The sequence below is a fragment of the Pseudomonas sp. NPDC090203 genome (assembly GCF_044746765.1).
Lineage (GTDB): Bacteria > Pseudomonadota > Gammaproteobacteria > Pseudomonadales > Pseudomonadaceae > Aquipseudomonas > Aquipseudomonas putida_AD.
Genome location: NZ_JBIVCV010000020.1, coordinates 94,037 through 114,515 on the forward strand (window position 1 = coordinate 94,037; position 20,479 = coordinate 114,515).

At 62.1% G+C, this 20,479-nt stretch carries 13 protein-coding genes; 8 read left to right on the forward strand and 5 right to left on the reverse strand.

Annotated features, from left to right (window positions below; translation table 11 throughout):
* Positions 1 to 147 precede the first annotated feature (147 nt).
* From ACIPO9_RS26315 to gnd, 3 genes are read right to left on the reverse strand one after another with little or no spacing between them, the layout of a single operon-like run.
* Positions 148 to 966: an HAD family hydrolase gene (locus tag ACIPO9_RS26315; protein ID WP_274130823.1), complete on the reverse strand. Its 819-nt coding sequence runs from the start codon at positions 964 to 966 to the stop codon at positions 148 to 150.
* Complete coding sequence (gene zwf, locus ACIPO9_RS26320) at positions 963 to 2,486, reverse strand: glucose-6-phosphate dehydrogenase (RefSeq protein ID WP_274130821.1); 1,524 nt, start codon at positions 2,484 to 2,486, stop codon at positions 963 to 965. The genes ACIPO9_RS26315 and zwf overlap by 4 nt, the downstream gene beginning before the upstream one ends.
* Positions 2,486 to 3,505 carry a phosphogluconate dehydrogenase (NAD(+)-dependent, decarboxylating) gene (gene gnd, locus ACIPO9_RS26325; protein ID WP_274130894.1) on the reverse strand — a complete coding sequence of 340 codons (1,020 nt, stop codon included), beginning with the start codon at positions 3,503 to 3,505 and terminating at the stop codon, positions 2,486 to 2,488. The genes zwf and gnd overlap by 1 nt, the downstream gene beginning before the upstream one ends.
* A gap of 270 nt (positions 3,506 to 3,775) precedes the next feature.
* On the opposite strand from gnd, the gene ACIPO9_RS26330 reads away from it, so the two are divergent.
* Together ACIPO9_RS26330 and ACIPO9_RS26335 are read left to right on the forward strand one after the other, a co-directional pair.
* The gene (locus ACIPO9_RS26330) at positions 3,776 to 3,949 is read left to right on the forward strand and encodes a DUF6026 family protein (protein WP_274130819.1); all 174 of its coding nucleotides are present in this window, start codon (positions 3,776 to 3,778) and stop codon (positions 3,947 to 3,949) included.
* Between the two features lie 283 nt (positions 3,950 to 4,232).
* A complete protein-coding gene (locus ACIPO9_RS26335; protein ID WP_400784270.1) occupies positions 4,233 to 5,966 on the forward strand; it encodes a phosphoethanolamine transferase CptA in 1,734 nt (577 codons plus the stop codon).
* 121 nt (positions 5,967 to 6,087) lie between these two features.
* On the opposite strand, the gene ACIPO9_RS26340 is transcribed toward ACIPO9_RS26335, so the two are convergent.
* A complete protein-coding gene (locus tag ACIPO9_RS26340) occupies positions 6,088 to 7,635 on the reverse strand; it encodes a transporter associated domain-containing protein (protein ID WP_400784271.1) in 1,548 nt (515 codons plus the stop codon).
* A 452-nt stretch (positions 7,636 to 8,087) separates the two neighbouring features.
* Positions 8,088 to 8,579: a GNAT family N-acetyltransferase gene (locus ACIPO9_RS26345; RefSeq protein ID WP_274130812.1), complete on the reverse strand. Its 492-nt coding sequence runs from the start codon at positions 8,577 to 8,579 to the stop codon at positions 8,088 to 8,090.
* A gap of 604 nt (positions 8,580 to 9,183) precedes the next feature.
* Here ACIPO9_RS26345 and glgA point away from each other — a divergent pair.
* The 6 genes from glgA to glgX all read left to right on the forward strand — a co-directional run bounded on the left by glgA (position 9,184) and on the right by glgX (position 20,233).
* On the forward strand, positions 9,184 to 10,770 hold the full coding sequence (glgA, locus tag ACIPO9_RS26350; RefSeq protein WP_274130810.1) for a glycogen synthase GlgA: 1,587 nt from the start codon (positions 9,184 to 9,186) through the stop codon (positions 10,768 to 10,770).
* A gap of 30 nt (positions 10,771 to 10,800) precedes the next feature.
* A complete protein-coding gene (gene treZ, locus ACIPO9_RS26355; protein WP_400784273.1) occupies positions 10,801 to 12,615 on the forward strand; it encodes a malto-oligosyltrehalose trehalohydrolase in 1,815 nt (604 codons plus the stop codon).
* On the forward strand, positions 12,605 to 14,674 hold the full coding sequence (gene malQ / locus ACIPO9_RS26360) for a 4-alpha-glucanotransferase (protein WP_400784274.1): 2,070 nt from the start codon (positions 12,605 to 12,607) through the stop codon (positions 14,672 to 14,674). Before treZ ends, malQ begins: the two co-directional genes overlap by 11 nt.
* Positions 14,671 to 17,469 (forward strand): malto-oligosyltrehalose synthase, encoded by a 2,799-nt coding sequence (locus tag ACIPO9_RS26365; RefSeq protein WP_400784275.1) that lies wholly within the window; start codon positions 14,671 to 14,673, stop codon positions 17,467 to 17,469. Before malQ ends, ACIPO9_RS26365 begins: the two co-directional genes overlap by 4 nt.
* Positions 17,470 to 17,486: 17 nt before the next feature.
* Entirely contained in the window at positions 17,487 to 17,870 is a 384-nt protein-coding gene (locus ACIPO9_RS26370) for a DUF2934 domain-containing protein (RefSeq protein WP_400784276.1), read from the forward strand.
* A gap of 176 nt (positions 17,871 to 18,046) precedes the next feature.
* The gene (gene glgX, locus ACIPO9_RS26375; RefSeq protein ID WP_400784278.1) at positions 18,047 to 20,233 is read left to right on the forward strand and encodes a glycogen debranching protein GlgX; all 2,187 of its coding nucleotides are present in this window, start codon (positions 18,047 to 18,049) and stop codon (positions 20,231 to 20,233) included.
* Positions 20,234 to 20,479: the final 246 nt, after the last annotated feature.

Below are 20,479 nucleotides of genomic sequence, written 5' to 3' on the forward strand. Positions count from 1 at the left end.
CTTTTTTGTGGTGTGTTTTTTTGGGTTGTTGGCTCACCCCCCCGTCGCCTCGGGGGGGGGGGGGGGGGGGGGTGCGCCCGGCCCGTTTTTTTTTCCCCCCCCCCCCCCCCCCCCGGCAAGCCGTGCTGCTACGGGCAAGCGTTTGAATCAGCGTGGCAGGATGTAACGCTCGATGGCCGTCGCCAGCCCGTCCTCCAGGTTGCTGCCCGTCACGTAGTTGGCGTGGGTCTTGACCCCGGTTTCTGCCTGGCCCATCGCGATCGACAGCCCTGCACGCCGGAACATCGCCACGTCGTTGCCGGCATCACCTATGGCCGCTGTATGCGCCATGTCCACGCCCAGGGCCTGCGCCACTGTCGCCAGCGCCGTCCCCTTGTTGGCGTCCAGCGCCGTGACATCCAGGTAGTAGGATTGCGAGCGCGCCGCCAGAGCCGTCTGGGCGATCAGCGGGTTGAGCCGGGCTTCGAGCTGTTTGAGCAACTCGAAGTCCTTGCTGGCCGCGACGATCTTGTCGATGCGATCGATCACCTCGTCGAAATGCTCGACCTGCACGAAGTCATAGCCCAGGGTGTTGCGTTCGTGCTCGACGTAATCCCCTTGCGGGTCGAGCAGCAGCCATTGATCGTCGGCGAACACCCACACCGAAACCCGTTCGCCAGCGAACAGTTCAAGGCTGATGCGCGCAGCGTGGGGGTCGATGCGATGGGCCTTGAGCAGGCTGCCGTCAGGGTTGACGATATTGGCCCCGTTGAACCCGACCGTAGGCACATCGATGCCCAGCGCGCGGATCTGCTCGCGCATGGCCCGCGGTGGCCGGCTGCTGGCGACCGAGAAATGAATCCCGGCCTCCTTGAGCTTGCGCACCGCCTCGATGTTGGCCTGGCTCAGGCTGTGATCGGGGCGCAACAAGGTGCCATCGATGTCGGAGAGCATGAACTGGATGAGAGGTTGCGCAGATTCACTCATCCCAGACGTTGCCAACTGCGACCGTCACGGGCCAGCAGCTCATCCGCCGCCGCAGGGCCATCTTCACCCGCCTTGTAGAACTCCACGTGAGGATCCTTGGCCCAGGCATCGATGAACGGCTGCACGGCGCGCCAGCCGTTTTCAATGTTGTCGGCACGCTGGAACAGGGTCTGATCCCCGGTCAGGCAGTCATAGATCAGGGTTTCATACCCGGTCGATGGCTGCATCTCGAAGAAGTCCTTGTAGGCAAAACCCAGCTCGATGGTCTGCATGTCCAGGGTCGGCCCTGGCTTTTTAGCCTGCAGGTCGAACCACATGCCTTCGTCCGGCTGGATCTGGATCTTCAGGAAGTTGGGCTCCACGCGATCCACGTCGGTGTCGCGAAACTGCGCATAAGGCGCAGGCTTGAAGCAGATCGCGATCTCGGTATCACGCACGCTCATGCGCTTGCCGGTGCGCAGGTAGAACGGCACGCCGACCCAGCGCCAGTTGTCGATGAAGACCTTGAGCGCGGCGTAGGTTTCCGTGTTGCTGTCCGGGGCAACCCGGTCCTCTTCACGGTAACCGGCCACATTCTTGTCGCCCAGGGTGCTCTCGGTGTACTGACCGCGCACCGAGTTGGCCAGCGCCTCCATCTCCGACCAGGGCCGGATGGCCCCGATCACCTTGGCCTTCTCGCCACGGACCGCATCGGCGCCAAACGCCGCCGGCGGTTCCATGGCGACCATGGCCAGCAGCTGGAACAGGTGGTTAGGCACCATGTCCCGCAGCGCGCCGGTGGTTTCATAGAAACTGCCGCGGGTTTCGACGCCCACGGTTTCGGCGGCGGTGATCTGCACGTGATCGATGTAGTGATTGTTCCAGAACGACTCGAACAGGCCATTGGAGAAACGGCTGACAAGAATGTTCTGCACCGTCTCCTTGCCCAGGTAATGGTCGATCCGGTAGATCTGCTTCTCGCTCATCGCTTTGAGCAAGCAGGTGTTCAGCGCCACAGCGCTGGGCAGGTCATGGCCGAACGGCTTCTCGATCACCACGCGACGGAAATAGTCGTCGCCCTCCACCATCAGCCCTGACGAGCCGAGTCGCTTGGTCACTTCACTGAAGAAGCGCGGCGCGGTGGCGAGGTAGAACACGGCATTTTGCGTGCCGGTGCTCTTGATCTTCGCATCGATGGCCTGATAGGTACCGTCGTCGAGAAAATCCCCGGTGATGTAGCTGATGCGTTTGGCCAGACTGCCCCACAACGCGGGATCCAGAGGCTCTTCACCGCCCTGGGCGACCTTGCTGGCCGCCTCCTGACGAATGAAATCCTCGAGTTTCTTGGCGAAGTCGGCGTCAGTGACGGTGTTGTGGTCTACGCCTACGATGTGCAGGTTCTCATCGACCAGTCCGTCACGGAACAGGTTGTAGAGCGCCGGCATCAACAGCCGCTTGACCAGGTCACCATGAGCGCCGAACAGGAACAGCGTGGTTGCCGGAGCAACCGGGGCTTTCTGCTTGCTTCGCGATAATCCCATTATTTTGGTTCCTTATGACCACCAAATCCGAAACGCATGGCCGACAGCATCTTGTCGCCGTACGTGCTTTGTTGACGGGAGCGGAAACGGGCGAACAGCGAGGTGGACAGCACTGGAACCGGAACGGCCTGCTCCATGGCAGCCTCGATGGTCCAGCGTCCTTCGCCGCTGTCGGCGACCGAGCCTGAATAGGCATTGAGCTGCGGATCGGTCGCCAGTGCGTCGGCGGTCAGGTCCAGCAGCCAGGAAGACACCACACTGCCACGGCGCCAGACTTCGGCGATGTCGCCAAGGTTCAGGTCGAAACGCTGGTCGGCAGGCAGGTTGTCAGAGTTCTTGGTCTTGAGGATGTCGAAGCCCTCGGCGAAGGCCTGCATCATTCCGTACTCGATGCCGTTGTGGATCATCTTGACGAAATGGCCAGCGCCCGGCGGGCCTGCGTGGATGTAGCCCTGCTCGGCGCGCGGGTCGGCGTCCTTGGCGCGATCCTTGGTGCGCGGGATGTTGCCGATGCCCGGTGCCAGGGTCTTGAACAGCGGATCGAGGCGGTTCACGACTTCGGTTTCGCCGCCGATCATCATGCAGTAGCCGCGCTCCAGGCCCCAGACGCCGCCGGAGGTCCCGACGTCGACGTAGTGCAGGCCTTTTTCCTGGAGGGCGTGGGAGCGACGAACGTCGTCCTTATAGAAAGTGTTGCCGCCGTCGATGATGACGTCGTCCGGCTCCAGCAGGTCGGCCAGGACGTTGATGGTGTCTTCGGTCGGCGCGCCAGCGGGCAGCATGACCCACACCGCGCGCGGTTTTTCCAGTGCAGCCACCAGTGACGCGAGGTCATTGGCTGGCGTCGAACCCTCGTTGGCGAGCACGGTGCGAGACTGCTCATCGCGATCATAGACCACAGTGGTGTGGCCATTGAGCATCAGTCGACGTGCGATGTTGCCGCCCATGCGGCCTAGTCCGACAATCCCGAGTTGCATGTAGAGGTGCTCCTTAATCAAAAAACGGGTGCCCCATTTTATAGCCCAGTACCGCCTGTTGGGTTAGTCCGGGGCGCAAAACGAAGGTTTCAGGGTGAAAATAGTTTCATCTTGGTGCGCAAGACCCGCTCTAAACTGCCGTTTGTCGCGAGGGGCGCACCTTAGCGACAATTCAAAATAAAAAAGTTCCCTTTTGCGTCAAAAGAAATCAGAATCCGCGCCGACAAAGGTAGGAAGCATAGGCAAGTCGGGTAGCGATGCTGTCATTGCTTGAACCTTACGATGTTGAATCCGCCATTTGCGAGGTGAGCAATGGGCACAGTACTACCTGCAAGCGTTCCACAAACCCTGTACGTTACCATTCGTCGCGACGAACTGCGTGAATTGAAAGAAGAACGCGATCAGTTGCAAAAGAAAGTGGCTCAGCTGACTCAACTGCTGCAGCACACTCAGATCGCTTCGTCGGGCACCGCCCTGCAAGCCTGATCCCCGCTCCGCCCGCCTTCCCCGTACATGGCAAGCCCGATCTGCCGGCTTGCCCCCTGGTTGATCCCCCGCTGCCTTCCCCCTCTTGAAACTCGACCTGCCAAGCGTCGGACCCGTTGCGCGATGTATCGTTCAACCGCCCTGGAAGCACATTTGTGTGTCAAACGACACCGTCCCGACACCCGTCTCACATATTTTTCACCTGCCCATCACCATACTCACGCCCCTCTGTGACGCGTCCGTGCTGTTCGGCCGCGCGAAAGATCCATAGCTGGAGCGCCTGATGGCAACAACGCAACGGAGCACCCCGACTCCGAAAAAATTCGACTGGGCGGGTCTCGCCTGGCTGTTCGTCTTCTTCTGGTACTTCTCCGGAATCACCCAACTGCTGATCCAGTTGACCGGCATCACCGGCTTTGCAGGATTTCGCCAGGCGTTCGTGATGAGTGGCATCTGGCTCGCGCCGATGCTGCTGTTCCCCAACAAGACCCGCGTGATGGCCGCCGTCATCGGCGTGGTGCTGTGGGCCTGCTCCATGGCCAGCTTGGGTTACTTCTTCATTTATCAGCAGGAGTTTTCCCAGAGCGTCATCTTCATCATGTTCGAGTCGAACATCTCTGAAGCTGGCGAGTACATGACCCAGTACTTCGCCTGGTGGATCGTGCTGGCCTTCATCGCCCACACCGCCTTCGCGATTTTCCTCTGGACCCGCCTGCGCCCGGTGTACATGCCCCGTGGCCGCGCCTGGGTGACCGCCGTGGCATTGCTGGTGGCGATCATCGGCTACCCGCTAGCCAAGCAGATGTCGCGCTTCGACACCACCGCAGCCGGCCTGGAAGCCTTCGAGTCGCGCATCGAGCCTGCCGTGCCATGGCAGATGCTGGTGGCCTACCATCGCTACACCCAGCAACTGGACAGCATGCAGGACATGCTGGCCACCAGTAGCAGCATCGCCCCGCTGAAGAACCTCAAGGATCAGCAAGCCGGCCTGCCCACTACGCTGGTGCTGGTGATCGGCGAGTCCACCAACCGTGGCCGCATGCATCTATATGGCTACCCACGCCAGACCACACCCAACCTGGACGCCATGAAGGACCAGTTGCAGGTGTTCGATAACGTCATCACCCCGCGCCCCTACACCATCGAGGCGCTGCAGCAGGTGCTGACCTTCGCCGATGAAGAAAACCCGGACCTGTACCTGAAGACGCCATCCATCGTCAGCGTGATGAAACAGGCGGGCTACAAGACCTTCTGGATCACCAACCAGCAGACGATGACCAAGCGCAACACCATGCTCACGACCTTCTCCGAGCAGGCCGACGAGCAGGTGTACCTGAACAACAACCGCAACCAGAACGCCCGCCAGTACGACGGCGACGTGCTGGAGCCGTTTGCCAAGGCATTGAATGACGCGGCGCCGCGCAAGCTCATCGTGGTGCACCTGCTGGGTACGCACATGAGCTACCAGTACCGCTACCCGCAGGACTACGAGAAATTCACCGGCCGCGACGGCGTTCCCGCTGCCATCGATGACAGCAAGCTCGAGCTGTACAACAGCTACGACAACGCCGTGCTGTACAACGACTTCGTGGTGTCGAGCCTGATCAAGACCTACAGCAAGGCCGATCCGAATGGCTTCCTGCTGTACCTTTCCGACCACGGCGAAGATGTCTATGACTCTGCGGGCCACGACACCCTGGGGCGCAACGAGGCCAAGCCGACAATCCCGATGTACACGGTGCCGTTCATTGCCTACGCCTCGCCGAAATGGCGCGAGACCCACGACTGGAACTTCGACAGCATCCACAACCGGGCGTACACCAGTTCGAACCTGATTCACACCTGGGCGCAACTGGCGGGCCTCAGCTTTGACGAACTGGACACTAGCAAGAGCCTGGTCAGCCTGGACTTCAAGGCACGCCCACGGCTGATTGGCGACCCGTATGCGCAGAAAGGCCTGAGTGATTTCGCGGTGATGGAAAAGGCGGCGAAATCTCCGGAAGTGGTGACCAAGTAACTCGCCGCCGCCACGGACCGTAGGAGCGCGCTTGCCCGCGACGAGGGAGTGTCAGCACAGTATCAATGGGCTGACACACCGCCGTCGCGGGCAAGCGCGCTCCTACAGGTGGTCACTGCGCTTATAGCTTGCGCAACAACACCCGCGTCACCCGCCGCTCCTGCACTTGCACCACCCTCACATTCCACCCTTCCCATACCAGCTCGTCGCCGATCACCGGCAATCGATCCAGCAGGCTCATGATCAGCCCCGCCAGGGTCTGATACTCGTCGGTGGCGCGGGCCTTGAAACCGATGCGTTCGCGCAGGTGACTGAGGTTCATGGCCGCGTTGACCAGCACACCCTCGCCCTCCTCGATCAGGTCCGGCCCGTCGATTTCGCTGGCGTCGGGCAACTCACCGGCGATGGACTCCAGGATGTCGGTCATGGTCAGGATGCCGGTGAAGTCACCGAACTCGTTGACCACGAACGCGATGTGGGTCGACTGGCTGCGCATCTGCTCCAGCGCATTGAGCACCGAGAAACTGTCCAGCAGGTTGGGGGTGGGTCGCACCATGTGCTCCAGGTTGGGCTCCACGCCCGCCAGCATCGCCGTGAGCATTTCCTTCTTGTGCACGAAGCCCAGCGGCTCGTCGATTCGGCCACCACGCACCAGCGGCAGGCGCGAATAGGACGAGTTCATCAGGCGCTGACGGATGCTTTCCTGATCGTCGTCCAGATCGATCATGTCCACGTCGTTGCGCACCGTCATCACCGTGCGCACCGGGCGCTGGGCCAGTTGCAGCACGCCGCTGATCATCACCCGCTCGCGCCGGTCGAACACCACTTCTTCGGCATCGCCGTCGAACATGTCGGCGATGTCCTCGCCCACTTCTTCGACACCCGGCTTTCTGCCGCCCATCAGGCGCAACACCGCATGGGCCATGCGCTCACGGCGCGACAGATGGCCCTTGAGGCTGCGTTTGCGTCGGGAACGGGCGATCTGGTTGAACACCTCGATCAGGATCGAGAAGCCGATTGCCGCGTACAGATAGCCTTTCGGGATGTGGAAACCCAGGCCATCGGCGGTCAGGCTGAAACCGATCATCATCAGGAAGCCCAGACACAGCATGATGACCGTCGGGTGGGCGTTGACGAAGGCGGTCAGCGGCTTGCTGGCGACGATCATGATGCCGATGGAGAAGATCACGGCGATCATCATGATCGACAGTTCATCGACCATCCCCACGGCGGTAATCACCGCATCCAGCGAGAACACGGCGTCCAGCACCACGATCTGCGCCACGATGGGCCAGAACAGTGCGTAGGTGGCGCTGCCCGATTGCTGGGCCACATGGCCTTCCAGGCGTTCGTGCAGTTCCATCGTGGCCTTGAACAGCAGGAACACGCCACCGAACAGCATGATCAGGTCGCGTCCGGAGAAGCTTTTGCCGAAGACCTCGAACAACGGCTCGGTCAGCGTCACCATCCACGAAATACTGGCCAACAGGCCCAGGCGCATGATCAGCGCCAGGGACAGGCCCAACACCCGCGCCTTGTCGCGCTGCTCGGGCGGCAGTTTGTCGGCGAGAATGGCAATGAACACCAGGTTGTCGATACCCAGCACCAGTTCCAGCACGATCAACGTCAACAGGCCCAGCCAGGCCGTGGGATCAGCAAGCCATTCCATGGATCAATGCATCCTTATCAGTGGCGAGAGGACAGGCACGACGAAGCCCGACGTGCCAGCAGGCAGGTCGTTCTGGGGAAGAATAATCGTGATCAGGCGCGAATCAGCGCCAGGAGAAAGAAAAAAGCGATCTGCGGTCAGTGGGCACAATCGGCAACTGGGAGGTTCCAGTGAGAGAGACATGGGTGTCCTGAAATGAATACGGGAGGCGATCCTACCTCGCGCAAGGAATATTCCTACAGGACTTAACTGTTACAAATATTTTGAAAGGTGTTGCCCAGGCAACAGTGAAATGTTCAGGACCGCTCCCGCGGGCAAGCCCGGCTGCTACGGGACTGCGTCGTGCTTCGATCCGGTTTTGGCCGAAGGCCGTAGCAGCACGGCTTGCCGGCGGGGCGATTCTGAACGCGCCCCCGCCGGCAAGCCGTGCCGCTGCAGGAAGATCGGTGCCTTTACAACGCCTTCTGCCAGAACAACGCGCGGCCCATCTGCGGGTCGAGCTGGTAGTCGCTGAAACCCAGCTTCTCATAAGCGCCGCGGGCCGCCGTGTTGCCTTCGAGCACTTCCAGGGTGATCTTGCAGCAACCGCGCTGACGGGCGATTTCTTCGACCTTGGCCAGCATCTTCTGGCTGATGCCCTGCCCACGGGCAGACGCGATCACCACCACGTCATGAACGTTGACCAGCGGGCGGCAAGCGAAGGTGGAGAACCCCTCGAAACAGTTGACCAGCCCCACCGGCTCGCCCGCGATGAAGGCCAGCACGCTGAACGCATGGGGACGTTTGGCCAGCTCGATCGCCAGTTGCTCGCGAGTGTCCATGGACAGGGAGTGGCCCCCGCCCATTGGGTCTTCGGCATATTGATTGAGCAGAAAGCCGATGGCTTCGGCGTGGACCGGGTTGCTATAGCTGGCTTGCAGGACCAGCACCTCAGGGGCTTGCATTGACTTCCTCTACAACTGGAAAAGGTGACTGGCAACGGGCCAGAGAGCCGGTTGCCGCGTGACCGGGATTCTACCGTGGGACGCACGCAAAAGGACCGGTACAAAAGTAGGATTTTTCTCCGAACGCACAAGAATCGATCCATGACGCACCGAGAAATGGCATCTCGTCGAATTTTCGTGACCGGGTGGTCGCAAAACAATCTTTAAACGCTATGCTCCGTCGGCCCCATTGGTTTGATTGTCGAACAATCCGATCAACGGTCGTCCACCCGTTTTTCCCGTTTACCCTGCGCCAAGGCGGCGCACGGCCCGGCCATGGAGATGGTGTAGCAAGATGAAATTTTTCCTACAAAAAGCTGCCGTGCCCCGTCCCAGACATATCCTTGAAAAAAAGTCGAAACTTCTGCAAAACCCCCGGGTCAGCACAATAGAGCGCCTATGCTATTGGTTGAAGCCCGAGCAGAGGCCGCTTTCACCCTGTCCTTCACTATGCAGTCGGTAAATGGGTATCGATCTTGCGTAGGTCTTGTGTGCCTGGCCATAGGACATGGCCAATTACAACTCAAGTGCTGTACCAACACTGCGTATCGAATGGGAGAAAACGATGATTAGTGCCGCTGTCAAAACCCAGAAGGGAGAGAGTTTTAATCAGCCGGCCAGCGAGCTGACCCATCTGCCGGTCTTCGCAACGACGAGCGCACCTCTGCTGCAACTGCCCCCTGTACAACCAGGCATATCCATGGTGAACAGAAAGAAGGTTCTGTTCGTCACTTCGGAAATGGCCGATCTGGTGAAAACCGGCGGTCTGGGTGATGTGTCTGCTGCACTGCCGCGCGCCATGCGCCACCTGCACGATGTACGCGTGCTGATTCCCGGCTACCCACAGGTCATCAATAGCGGAAACCCGATTCATATCATCAGCGAGCTGGGCGGCCATGCGGCCCTGCCTCCCTGCAAGATCGGCCGGATGGACATGAAAGACGGCCTGGTCATTTATGTATTGATCTGCCCCGAACTGTACGAACGCGAAGGCACGCCCTACGGCGACAACCATGGCCGCGACTGGTCGGACAACCACATCCGCTTCGCCCGCCTGGGCCTGGCGGCTGCGGACTTCGCCGCCGGCGCCGTGAAAACCCAGTGGTGCCCCGAGCTGGTTCACGCCCACGACTGGCCAGCGGGCCTGGCCCCTGCCTACATGAAGTGGCGCGGCCAGAGTACGCCGAGCATTTTCACTATCCACAACCTGGCCTATCAGGGCTTCGTCAGCACCGCATCGAGCCGCGAGCTGGGGATTCCCGATCAGGCACTGGGTCCCGATGGCATGGAGTTCTACGGTCGCCTGTCGTTCATCAAGGCGGGCATGGCCTATGCGAGCCACATCACCACCGTCAGCGCCACCTATGCCAAGGAAATCACCACCCCGGATTTCGGCTGCGGCCTGGAAGGCTTCCTGCAGAGCAAGGCCAATCGCGGCCAACTGAGCGGGATTCCCAACGGCATCGATGAAAGCTGGGATGCGGCCACCGATGATCATTTGATCTGCAACTTCGCGCCCAACGAGTGGACCCGCAAGGAGATCAACGCCGATCACGTACGCGAGTTGTTCGAACTTGAGCCTTCCACCGGCCCGCTGTTCGCCGTGGTTTCGCGCCTCGTGTACCAGAAGGGTCTGGACCTGACCATCGGCGTGTCCGAGTTCATCGTCAAGAATGGCGGCCAGATCGCGATCATCGGCCGTGGCGAACCCGACGAAGAAGACGCCATGCGCGCCCTCGCCGCCCGCTTCCCCGGTCAGATCAGCGTGCGTGTCGGCTTCAACGAAACCGACGCCCGGCGCATGTTCGCCGGCAGCGATTTCCTGCTGATGCCATCGCGCTACGAGCCTTGCGGCCTGAGCCAGATGTACGCCCAGCGTTTCGGCTCATTGCCAGTGGCCCGCTGCACCGGCGGTCTGGCGGACACCATCGAAGACGGCTGCACCGGCTTCCTGTTCAACGAATCCACCGTTGAAAGCTACACCGAAGCCCTGACCCGCGCCTTCAAGGTGTTCGAGAACCCGCCTTTGCTCAACGCCATGCGTTGCCGCGCCATGGCTGCACCTTTCGACTGGCACAAGGCCGTTGAACCCTATGCCGATCTTTATCAGGAGCTGTTGAAGAAGAACGTGGGGGCTGCACTGCATTACTGAGTCATACCGAACACAGATAAGGGGTAACGGATGCCATCGCGCACGGATGAGAGCTGGCGCCACGGCGCCGTCTTGCTGGATCCCGAACACACCCGGTTCGCCCTCTGGGCACCGGATGCCTACTACGTCAGCGTCGAGTTAGAGGACGGGCCATCACTGGCCCTCCTGCCGCAGGAAAACGGCTGGTTCGTCCTTGATACCCGATGCCCGGCAGGCACAGGCTATCGCTACACCATCGATGAAAACCTCAAGGTACCTGACCCGGCTTCCCGGGCTCAGGTCAGCGAGGTGCATGGCTACAGCCGGGTCGTCGATCACAACGCCTTCGAATGGCAGCACAGTGCCTGGAGCGGACGCCCCTGGCACGAGGCGGTCATCTACGAGCTGCACGTCGGCGCCCTCGGCGGCTTTGCGGGGGTCGAGCAGCACCTGCAACGGCTGGTGGATACCGGCATCACGGCCATCGAACTCATGCCCATCGCGCAGTTTCCCGGCGAGCGTAACTGGGGCTATGACGGCGTGCTGCCCTACGCACCACAGTCTTCCTACGGCACGCCCGAGCAGCTCAAGCATCTGATCGACACCGCCCACGGCCTGGGCCTGATGGTGATTCTGGACGTGGTCTATAACCACTTCGGGCCGGACGGCAATTACCTGAACGCCTACGCCAAACACTTTTTTCGCAGCGACAAGAAGACGCCCTGGGGCGATGCCATCGATTTCCGCCGCCGCGAGGTGCGCGACTTTTTCATCGACAACAGCCTGATGTGGTTGCTCGACTACCGCTTCGACGGCCTGCGTTTCGATGCCGTGCACGCCATCGAAGATCCGACCTTCCTGCAGGAAATGGCGCAGCGGATTCGTCAGGCAGTTCCGCCCTCCCGGCATGTATGGCTGACCCTGGAAAACGAATTCAACCAGGCCAGCCACATCACCAAAGGCTACGACGCCCAATGGAACGATGACGGCCACAACACCTTGCACGTACTGCTGACCGGTGAGACCGACGCCTACTACACAGACTTCGCCGAGCAGCCCACCCACAAGCTGGCGCGGCTGTTGGGCGAGGGGTTCGTCTATCAGGGCGAAACCACCCGCCATGGTCACGCCCGTGGTGAACCCAGCGCCCATCTGCCGCCGACCGCGTTCGTGCTGTTCCTGCAGAACCACGACCAGATCGGCAACCGCGCCCTGGGCGAGCGCCTGATTCAACTCTGCCCGGCCCCTGCACTGCGCGCGGCCACGGCCTTGCTGTTGTTGTCGCCGATGATTCCGCTGATGTTCATGGGCGATGAATGGGGGGCCAGCGAGCCGTTCCTGTTCTTCACCGACTTCCACGATGAACTGGCCGATGCCGTGCGCGAAGGGCGGCGCGGTGAGTTCGCCGACTTTGCCGCCTTCGCGGATCCTGCTCGACGTGAACGCATCCCCGACCCCAACGCCTTGCAGACTTTCCTCTCCTCGCGCCCGGCCGCCGACGCACTGCTGCTGGAAACCGACCTGGGGCAGGATCATCGCAACTGGCAGGCGCTGTACCGCGAACTGCTCGCGGTCCGCCACGCGCACATCGTCCCGCGTCTGGCCGGCGCCAGGGCGCTGGGTGCCCAGGTGCTGGCCGACAAGGCGGTCAGCGCGCGCTGGGAGATGGGCGACGGCCAGGTGCTGCGCATTGATCTGAACCTCAGCGAACACAGCGTGCAGGTCGACAGCCATGGCGTGCAGCATGTTCTTCATGAATCCCATCCACAATCGGCAGAACTTTCACGCCGGGGCAGCCTCAATCCCTACACGGCCATTGTCAGCCTGATATCGAGTGACGTTGCGGAGGATACGGATGAGCAATGAGCAACTGGAAATGCTGGCGACCGAGGCGGGATTGTCGGTCGACTGGAAAGACGCCAACGCACGACCGCAGCGGGTCAGTCCCGACGTGCTGCGCAAGGTACTCGAAAGTCTCGGCCACCCCGCCGCAGACGACTCACAGATCGCTGCCAGCCTTGAGCGCCTGCAGCACGAGAGCCAATCGACCACCCCGCCACCGCTGCTGACGGTGGATCACGGCAGCAACCTCGACCTCTCGGCATGGTTCAAGCCGAACACCCCATTCGTGCTCGAACTCGAAGACGGCTCGCGCCTGGAGGCCAACCTCACCGCCGATGCCGAGCTGCCCGCGCTGGCCACCGTCGGTTATCAGCAACTGGCCATCGACGGCCAGCACCTGACCATCGCCGTGGCGCCCAGGACCGCCTACAGCCTGGCCATGGCCACCGATACCAGCGTCCCCCGTGCCTGGGGTCTGACCCTGCAACTCTACTATCTGCGCAGGAGTGGCGATGGCGGCTTCGGCGACACCCAGGCGCTGGAGACTTTCGCCCGGGCAGCCGGGGAGCGCGGCGCCGCGGCGATCGCCATCAGCCCTGTGCACGCGATGTTCGCCAGCGACACCGAGCGCTTCAGCCCCTACTCGCCATCGAGCCGGTTGTTCCTCAATGCGCTGTACGCGGCCCCCGGTGCAATTCTCGGCGAGCGGTCCCTGCGCACCGCCATCGACGAAACGGGCCTGGGTGAAGAACTCAAGCGTCTGGAGGAACAATCCCTGATCGATTGGCCCGCCGCTGCGGCGGCCAAATGGAAGATTTTCCGTGCGTTGTACGCCTCGTTCATCGCCAGTGGCAATCCGCTGCACGAAGACTTCAAGAGCTTCCGTCACGCCGGTGGCGAGGCACTGGAAAACCACTGCCGCTTCGAGGCCCTGCGTGACCAGTGTGAAACACTCGGCATCAGCGGCAACTGGCACGAGTGGCCCGAACAGTTCAAGAACCCGCGCAGCCAGGCCATCGACGAGTTTGCCGCCAGCCACGCCGAGCAGATCGGTTTCCACGCCTTCGCCCAGTGGCTGATCGCCCGAGGCCTGGAGCGGGCGCAGACCGCCGCGCGTGGCAGCGGCATGAGCGTCGGCTTGATCGGCGACCTTGCCGTGGGTGCCGACGGGGCCGGGAGCCAGGCCTGGAGCCGCCAGGATGAACTGCTCTCGGCGCTGACCGTAGGCGCGCCGCCCGACATCCTCAACCGCTCGGGGCAAAGCTGGGGCATCTCGGCGCTCTCGCCAACAGGCCTCAAGCGCAATGGCTTTCGCGCCTTCATCGAAATGTTGCGGGCCAACTTCGCGCACGCCGGCGGCCTGCGCATCGACCACGTGATGGGCCTGCAACGCCTGTGGGTGGTGCCGCTGGGCTCACCGCCAAGCGAGGGCGCGTACCTCAATTACCCGCTGGACGACATGCTGCGCCTGTTGTGCCTGGAATCCTGGCGACACAAGGCGGTGGTCCTCGGCGAGGACCTGGGCACGGTGCCCGAGGGCCTGCACGACAAGCTTTCGGCCCGGGCCATCCTGGGCATGCGTGTGCTGTTGTTCGAGCAGGACAACGCCCATTTCAAGCCGATCATCAAATGGTCCGACGATGCCCTGGCGACCACCAGCACCCACGATTTGCCCACCCTTACCGGCTGGCTCAGCGAGCTGGACATCGACTGGAACAAGACTCTGGGCCACATCGACGACGACACCGAACGCCAATGGCGCGAAGCCCGCGAACGCGAACGTGAAGGCCTGCGCGCTGCGTTGCGCCTGAACTACGGCATGCACGACAGCAACGACAGCGACATGATCGACGGCAGCGTGCGCTATCTGGGCCACACCCGTGCGCCCTTGGTGCTGCTGCCCATCGAAGACGCCATGGGCATCGAACAACAGGCCAACCTCCCCGGCACCATCGACAGCCACCCCAACTGGCGCAGACGCCTGCCCGGCGACAGTGCCGGGTTGCTGGACAACGCCAACGCCGCACGGCGTCTGGAAATTCTCGCCGCCGCGCGGCAACAGGCAGCGGAGCGTGACCAATGAACCCGCCGGTCAACCCCGTCTTGAGCCCGCTGCGGGCGACCCAGCGCCTGCAATTTCATAAAGACTTCACCCTGGACGATGCCGCGAAACAGGTGCCCTACTTCGCAAGCCTGGGCATCAGTCATCTCTATGCCTCGCCGCTGCTCAAGGCCCGCGCCGGGTCCATGCACGGCTATGACGTGGTCGATCCGCGCATCATCAACCCGGAGCTGGGTGGCGAACCTGCCCTGCGCCGGCTGGTGGCGACGCTGCGCGAGCACGGCATGGGGCTGATTCTGGATATCGTTTCCAACCACATGGCCGTGGGCGGTGCGGACAATCCGTGGTGGCTCGACCTGCTCGAATGGGGCCAGCGCAGCCCCTACGCGAAGTTCTTCGACATCCAGTGGAATTCCCCCGACCCGCTGCTCAAGGGCCAGTTGCTGCAACCCTTCCTGAGCACCGACTACGGCACCGTCTTGCAGAACGGCGAAGTGCCGCTGCGCTTCGATGCCGAGCATGGCAGTTTCCGGGTCGAGCATTATCAGCACCACTTCCCGATCAACCCCGGCACCTACGCCCCGCTGCTCAACGCCGCGCGGCGCCCCGAGCTTGAGGCGCTGACCCAGGCCTTCGCCCGGCTGGACAACCATCCGCAGGCCTATGAACAGGCCCAGCAGCTCAAGGACGAACTGGCCGACTTGCTCAAAGCCAACCCCGCGCTGATCGAGGCCATCGAGACCGGGCTTGAGCAGTTCGATTCACGCCAGCCTGATGGCTTCAAACGCCTGCACCGCCTGCTCGAGCAACAGGACTATCGTCTGGCCAGCTGGCGTACCGCAGGCGACGACATCAACTGGCGGCGCTTCTTCGACATCAACGAGCTGGGCGGCCTCAAGGTCGAGCGCTCCCAGGTGTTCGAAGCCACCCACGCGAAGATTTTCCAGTTGATCGCCGAAGGCCTTGTAGACGGCCTGCGCATCGATCACATCGACGGCCTGGCCGACCCTCGGGGTTATTGCCGCAAGTTGCGCCGTCGCGTCGACAGCCTGCTGTCGCGGCGTCCGGCGGGCACTGAACTTGCGCACCTGCCGATTTTCGTCGAGAAAATCCTCGGCCCCGATGAGCAACTGCGCAGCGACTGGAACGTGGACGGCACCACCGGCTACGAGTTCATGAACCAGGTGTCGCTGCTGCAACACGACCCCAGGGGCGAGGAAATCCTCGGCGAGCTGTGGAGCCGGATCAGCGGTCGCACCGCCGACTTCAACCTGGAAGTGCTCGAAGCCCGCGACTTGGTGCTGCACGGCACCCTGGCCGGTGATTTCGAAAACCTGGCCCAGGCCCTGCTGCAAGTGGCCCGCAGCGATGTCATGAGCCGCGACCTGACCCTGGGCGCGATCCGTCGCTCGCTGCTGGCGCTGGTGGGCAACTTCCCGGTCTATCGCACTTACATCAATGCTTGCGGCCGCTCGGCCGAGGACCAGCGCTTCTTCGACCAGGCCATGGCCGGCGCCCGGGACATGCTCAGCGAAGGCGACTGGCCGGTGCTCGACTACCTGCAACGCTGGCTCGGCGGCGAAAGCCTGCGCGACTACCCCACCGGTCCCTTGCGCGAGATGCGCCGCAAGGCCGGCAACCGTTTCCAGCAACTGACCTCACCGGTGGCGGCCAAGTCGGTGGAAGACACCTCTTTCTACCGCTCGGCCGTGCTGTTGTCGCGCAACGATGTGGGCTTCCACCCGCAACATTTCAGTGCGCCGGTAGAGGACTTTCACCAGGTGTGCATCCAGCGTGGTGCGACCTTCCCCGACAACCTGCTGACCACCGCCACCCACGATCACAAGCGCGGCGAAGACACTCGCACCCGCCTTGCCGTGCTCAGCGAGAACGCCGGCTGGTACGCCGAACAGGTCGAGCGCTGGCTCGCGTTGTCGGCGCCGCTCAAGGCCGGTGATACGGCGATCAGCCCGGGCGACGAACTGATGCTGTACCAGGCGATCCTCGGCAGTTGGCCGCTGGACCTTGCCGGCGACGAAGCCTTCCAGGCCTATGCCGAACGCCTGACCCGCTGGCAGGAAAAGGCCCTGCGCGAAGCCAAGCTGCAAAGCAGCTGGAGCGCACCGAACGAGGCTTATGAAAGCGCCTGCCGCGAGTTTCTGCAGCAGTTGTTGCTCAGCCCCGATGCGCTGGCGCTGCGTCAGTCCATCGGTGCCACGGCCAACCGCATCGCCCCTGCCGGTGCCTTGAACAGTCTGGCGCAAACCTTGCTGCGCATGACCGTGCCCGGTGTGCCTGATCTGTATCAGGGCACCGAGTTCTGGGATTTCAGCCTGGTCGATCCGGACAACCGTCGCCCAGTGGATTACCCCGCTCGCGAGCGCGCATTGAGCCAGGCTGCAACACCGGCCGAACTCCTGGCGCACTGGCAGGACGGACGCATCAAGCAGGCGTTGATCGCGCAGGTGCTCATGCTGCGCAAACAACACCCTGCGCTGTTTGCCGAGGGCCGCTACACACCGCTTGAAGTGGTCGGCGAGCAGGCCACGCACATCATGGCGTTCGCCCGGGAATCGGAGGGTATCCGGGCAATCGTTGTGGTTCCACGTTTGCCGGCTGAACTATTGGGCACCGCGCAAACTCCATTCATCAACGCGGCAAATTGGGGCAATACACGAATCATCCTGCCGTTCGCTGATTCAGATCCAAATTGGAAGGGACTTTTCTCGCAGGCTACAGTCACAACCAACAAGGAAATGTCGCTCAGCGCAGCGCTCAAGGAATTTTCCGTAAATCTGCTAATACAAACCTTGTAATACCTGGGAGTGTCGAGATGAGTGCCGACGAGAAACGTATCAGCGAGCTGGCCCACCAAATCTGGGAAACCGAGGGCAAGCCTCACGGTCAGGATGCACGTCATTGGGAGATGGCTCGCAAACTGGCGGAAGCCGAAGCCAAGGCGCCGAAGAAGGCGCCTGCTGCCAAGGGCGCTGCAAAACCCAAGGCCGAGCCCAAGGCTGCAGCGGCGAAATCTGCCGCAAAGCCTGCAGCGAAACCTGCGGCCAAGGCTGCTGACAAACCTGCTGCCAAGGCGCCAGCCAAACCCAAGGTAGCCGCCAGCGGGGCAGACAAGCCAGCGCCAGCCAAACCTGCGGCAAAACCTGCCGCCAAGCCGGCCGCGAAAAAGGCCCCGGCGGCCAAGCCTCCGGCGCCGTGAGCCTGCGCAACAGACGAACGAGCATCGTCTGACAAAACCCCTGCCGCAGGGATCGCCTGAAAACGATCACAACCCCCCTGCGGTATTCACCTGCCTGTTTTTGATCATTGGCGCAGCCCTCCTGCGACAAAGGTTTTGTTCGCCTTCAGGAAATCATTCGAATTTCAGGAATCACCATGAGCAAGCAAGAGAAAAACACCGCCCCCCAGAATGACACCCCAAAGGCCGACAGCCCGCAGGCCAACGCAACCCGCATCCGTGAAGGCCTGCCCTTCCCCCTCGGCGCCAACTGGGACGGCCTGGGGGTCAACTTCGCGATCTTCTCGGCCAACGCCACCAAGGTAGAACTGTGCCTGTTCGACTCCACCGGCGAGACGGAACTGGAGCGTATCGAACTCCCGGAATACACCGACGAGATCTTCCACGGCTACCTGCCGGACGCCCATCCGGGGCTGGTCTACGGGTATCGCGTCTACGGCCCGTACGATCCGAAGAACGGCCATCGCTTCAACCACAACAAGCTGCTGATCGACCCCTACGCCAAGCAACTGGTCGGCCAGTTGAAATGGTCCGAAGCGCTGTTCGGCTACACCATCGGTCACCCCGATGACGACCTGAGCTTCGATGAGCGCGACAGCGCGCCGTTCGTGCCCAAGTGCAAGGTCATCGACCCGGCCTACACCTGGGGTCGCGATCAACGGGTCAACGTGCCGTGGGAAAAAACCATTTTCTACGAGACCCACACCCGCGGTTTCACCATGCGTCACCCATCTGTGCCGGATGAGCTCAAGGGTACGTTCTCGGGCCTGATGGTCGATGACGTGATCCAGCACATCAAGGGCCTGGGCGTGACCTCGATCGAGCTGTTGCCGATCCACGCCTTCGTCAACGACCAGCACCTGCTGCAGAAAGGCATGACCAACTACTGGGGCTACAACACCATCGCCTTCTTCGCCCCGGACCCGCGTTTCCTCGCCCACGGCAAGATCGCCGAATTCAAGGAAATGGTCGCGCACATGCACCATGCCGGGCTCGAGGTGATTCTGGATGTGGTCTACAACCACACCGCCGAAGGCAACGAGCGTGGTCCGACCCTGTCCATGCGCGGCATCGACAACGCCTCCTACTACCGCCTGATGCCGGATGACAAACGCTTCTACATCAACGATTCAGGCACCGGCAACACCCTGGACCTGAGCCATCCCTGCGTGCTGCAGATGGTCACCGACTCGCTGCGCTACTGGGCCACCGAGATGCATGTCGACGGTTTCCGCTTCGACCTGGCAACCATCCTGGGCCGCTACCACGATGGCTTCGACGAGCGCCACAGCTTCCTCGTCGCCTGCCGCCAGGACCCGGTCCTGCGTCAGGTCAAACTGATCGCCGAGCCCTGGGACTGCGGCCCTGGCGGGTATCAGGTCGGGCATTTCGCACCGGGCTGGGCCGAGTGGAACGACAAGTTTCGCGACACCGTGCGCGCTTTCTGGAAAGGCGATGAAGGGCAACTGGCCGACCTCGCCAGCCGCCTGACCGCGTCGGGCAACATGTTCAACCAGCGCGGACGCAGGTCCTATGCGTCGGTCAATTTCGTCACCGCCCACGATGGCTTCACGCTGCACGATCTGGTGTCCTACAACGACAAGCACAACGAAGACAACGACGAGAACAACCAGGACGGCAGCAACGACAACCGCTCCTGGAACCATGGCGTCGAAGGGCCGACCGAAGACCCAGAGATCAACGCGCTGCGCCTGCGCCAGATGCGCAACTTCTTCGCCACCTTGCTGTTCTCCCAGGGCACGCCGATGATCGTGGCCGGTGACGAGTTCGCCCGCACCCAGCACGGCAACAACAACGCCTATTGCCAGGACAGTGAGATTGGCTGGGTCAACTGGGAATGGGACGAAGACGGCACCGCGCTGCATCGCTTCGTGCAGCGCCTGATCAAGCTGCGCAAGACCTATCCGATCCTGCGTCGCGGACGCTTCCTGGTCGGCGACTACAACGAGGAGCTGGGGGTCAAGGACGTGACGTGGCTGTCCCCGAGCGGCGAGGAGATGACCATCGAGCAGTGGCATGACGCCAACGGCCGCTGCCTGGGCATGCTCATGGACGGCCGCGCCCAGGAGACCGGGATTCGTCGTCGCGGCTCGGAGGCGACCCTGTTGCTGATCGTCAACTCCCACCACGAAGGCGTCAACTTCACCCTGCCGCAAGTGCCTGAAGGCACCGACTGGGTCAGCCTGATCGACACCGACCAGCCCGACATCCGCGGCAAGGACCACTTCGCCTTCAACACCGAATACACCGTGTCACCGCGCTCGTTGCTGCTGTTCGAGTTGCAGAGGGAAGATCAGGGCTAAGCCAGAGCCCGGTACTTTTTTGCACAACGATTTCTGTGGGAGCGGGCTTGCCCGCGAATGCGATCGGCCAGCCACCTCATGGGTGGATGGCACACCGCTTTCGCGGGCAAGCCCGCTTGTATGGTAGGACTCGAAGGGGTGGGTGGGACCAAAAGCCAGCTTCTGACTGTTAGCCGCAGTACAGACCGTGGGAGAAATCGTCCCCACCCCTTCCACCAAAGCGCCGATAAAGAATGCTTCGTTTTC

Coding starts and splice junctions, on each gene's coding strand:
- ACIPO9_RS26345 (WP_274130812.1), bottom strand. CDS start 8,579: ATGCAAGCCCCTGAGGTGCTGGTCCTGCAAGCCAGCTATAGCAACCCG.
- ACIPO9_RS26330 (WP_274130819.1), top strand. CDS start 3,776: ATGGGCACAGTACTACCTGCAAGCGTTCCACAAACCCTGTACGTTACC.
- ACIPO9_RS26335 (WP_400784270.1), top strand. CDS start 4,233: ATGGCAACAACGCAACGGAGCACCCCGACTCCGAAAAAATTCGACTGG.
- ACIPO9_RS26365 (WP_400784275.1), top strand. CDS start 14,671: ATGAACCCGCCGGTCAACCCCGTCTTGAGCCCGCTGCGGGCGACCCAG.
- malQ (WP_400784274.1), top strand. CDS start 12,605: ATGAGCAATGAGCAACTGGAAATGCTGGCGACCGAGGCGGGATTGTCG.
- ACIPO9_RS26370 (WP_400784276.1), top strand. CDS start 17,487: ATGAGTGCCGACGAGAAACGTATCAGCGAGCTGGCCCACCAAATCTGG.
- ACIPO9_RS26315 (WP_274130823.1), bottom strand. CDS start 966: ATGAGTGAATCTGCGCAACCTCTCATCCAGTTCATGCTCTCCGACATC.
- treZ (WP_400784273.1), top strand. CDS start 10,801: ATGCCATCGCGCACGGATGAGAGCTGGCGCCACGGCGCCGTCTTGCTG.
- glgX (WP_400784278.1), top strand. CDS start 18,047: ATGAGCAAGCAAGAGAAAAACACCGCCCCCCAGAATGACACCCCAAAG.
- ACIPO9_RS26340 (WP_400784271.1), bottom strand. CDS start 7,635: ATGGAATGGCTTGCTGATCCCACGGCCTGGCTGGGCCTGTTGACGTTG.
- glgA (WP_274130810.1), top strand. CDS start 9,184: ATGATTAGTGCCGCTGTCAAAACCCAGAAGGGAGAGAGTTTTAATCAG.
- zwf (WP_274130821.1), bottom strand. CDS start 2,486: ATGGGATTATCGCGAAGCAAGCAGAAAGCCCCGGTTGCTCCGGCAACC.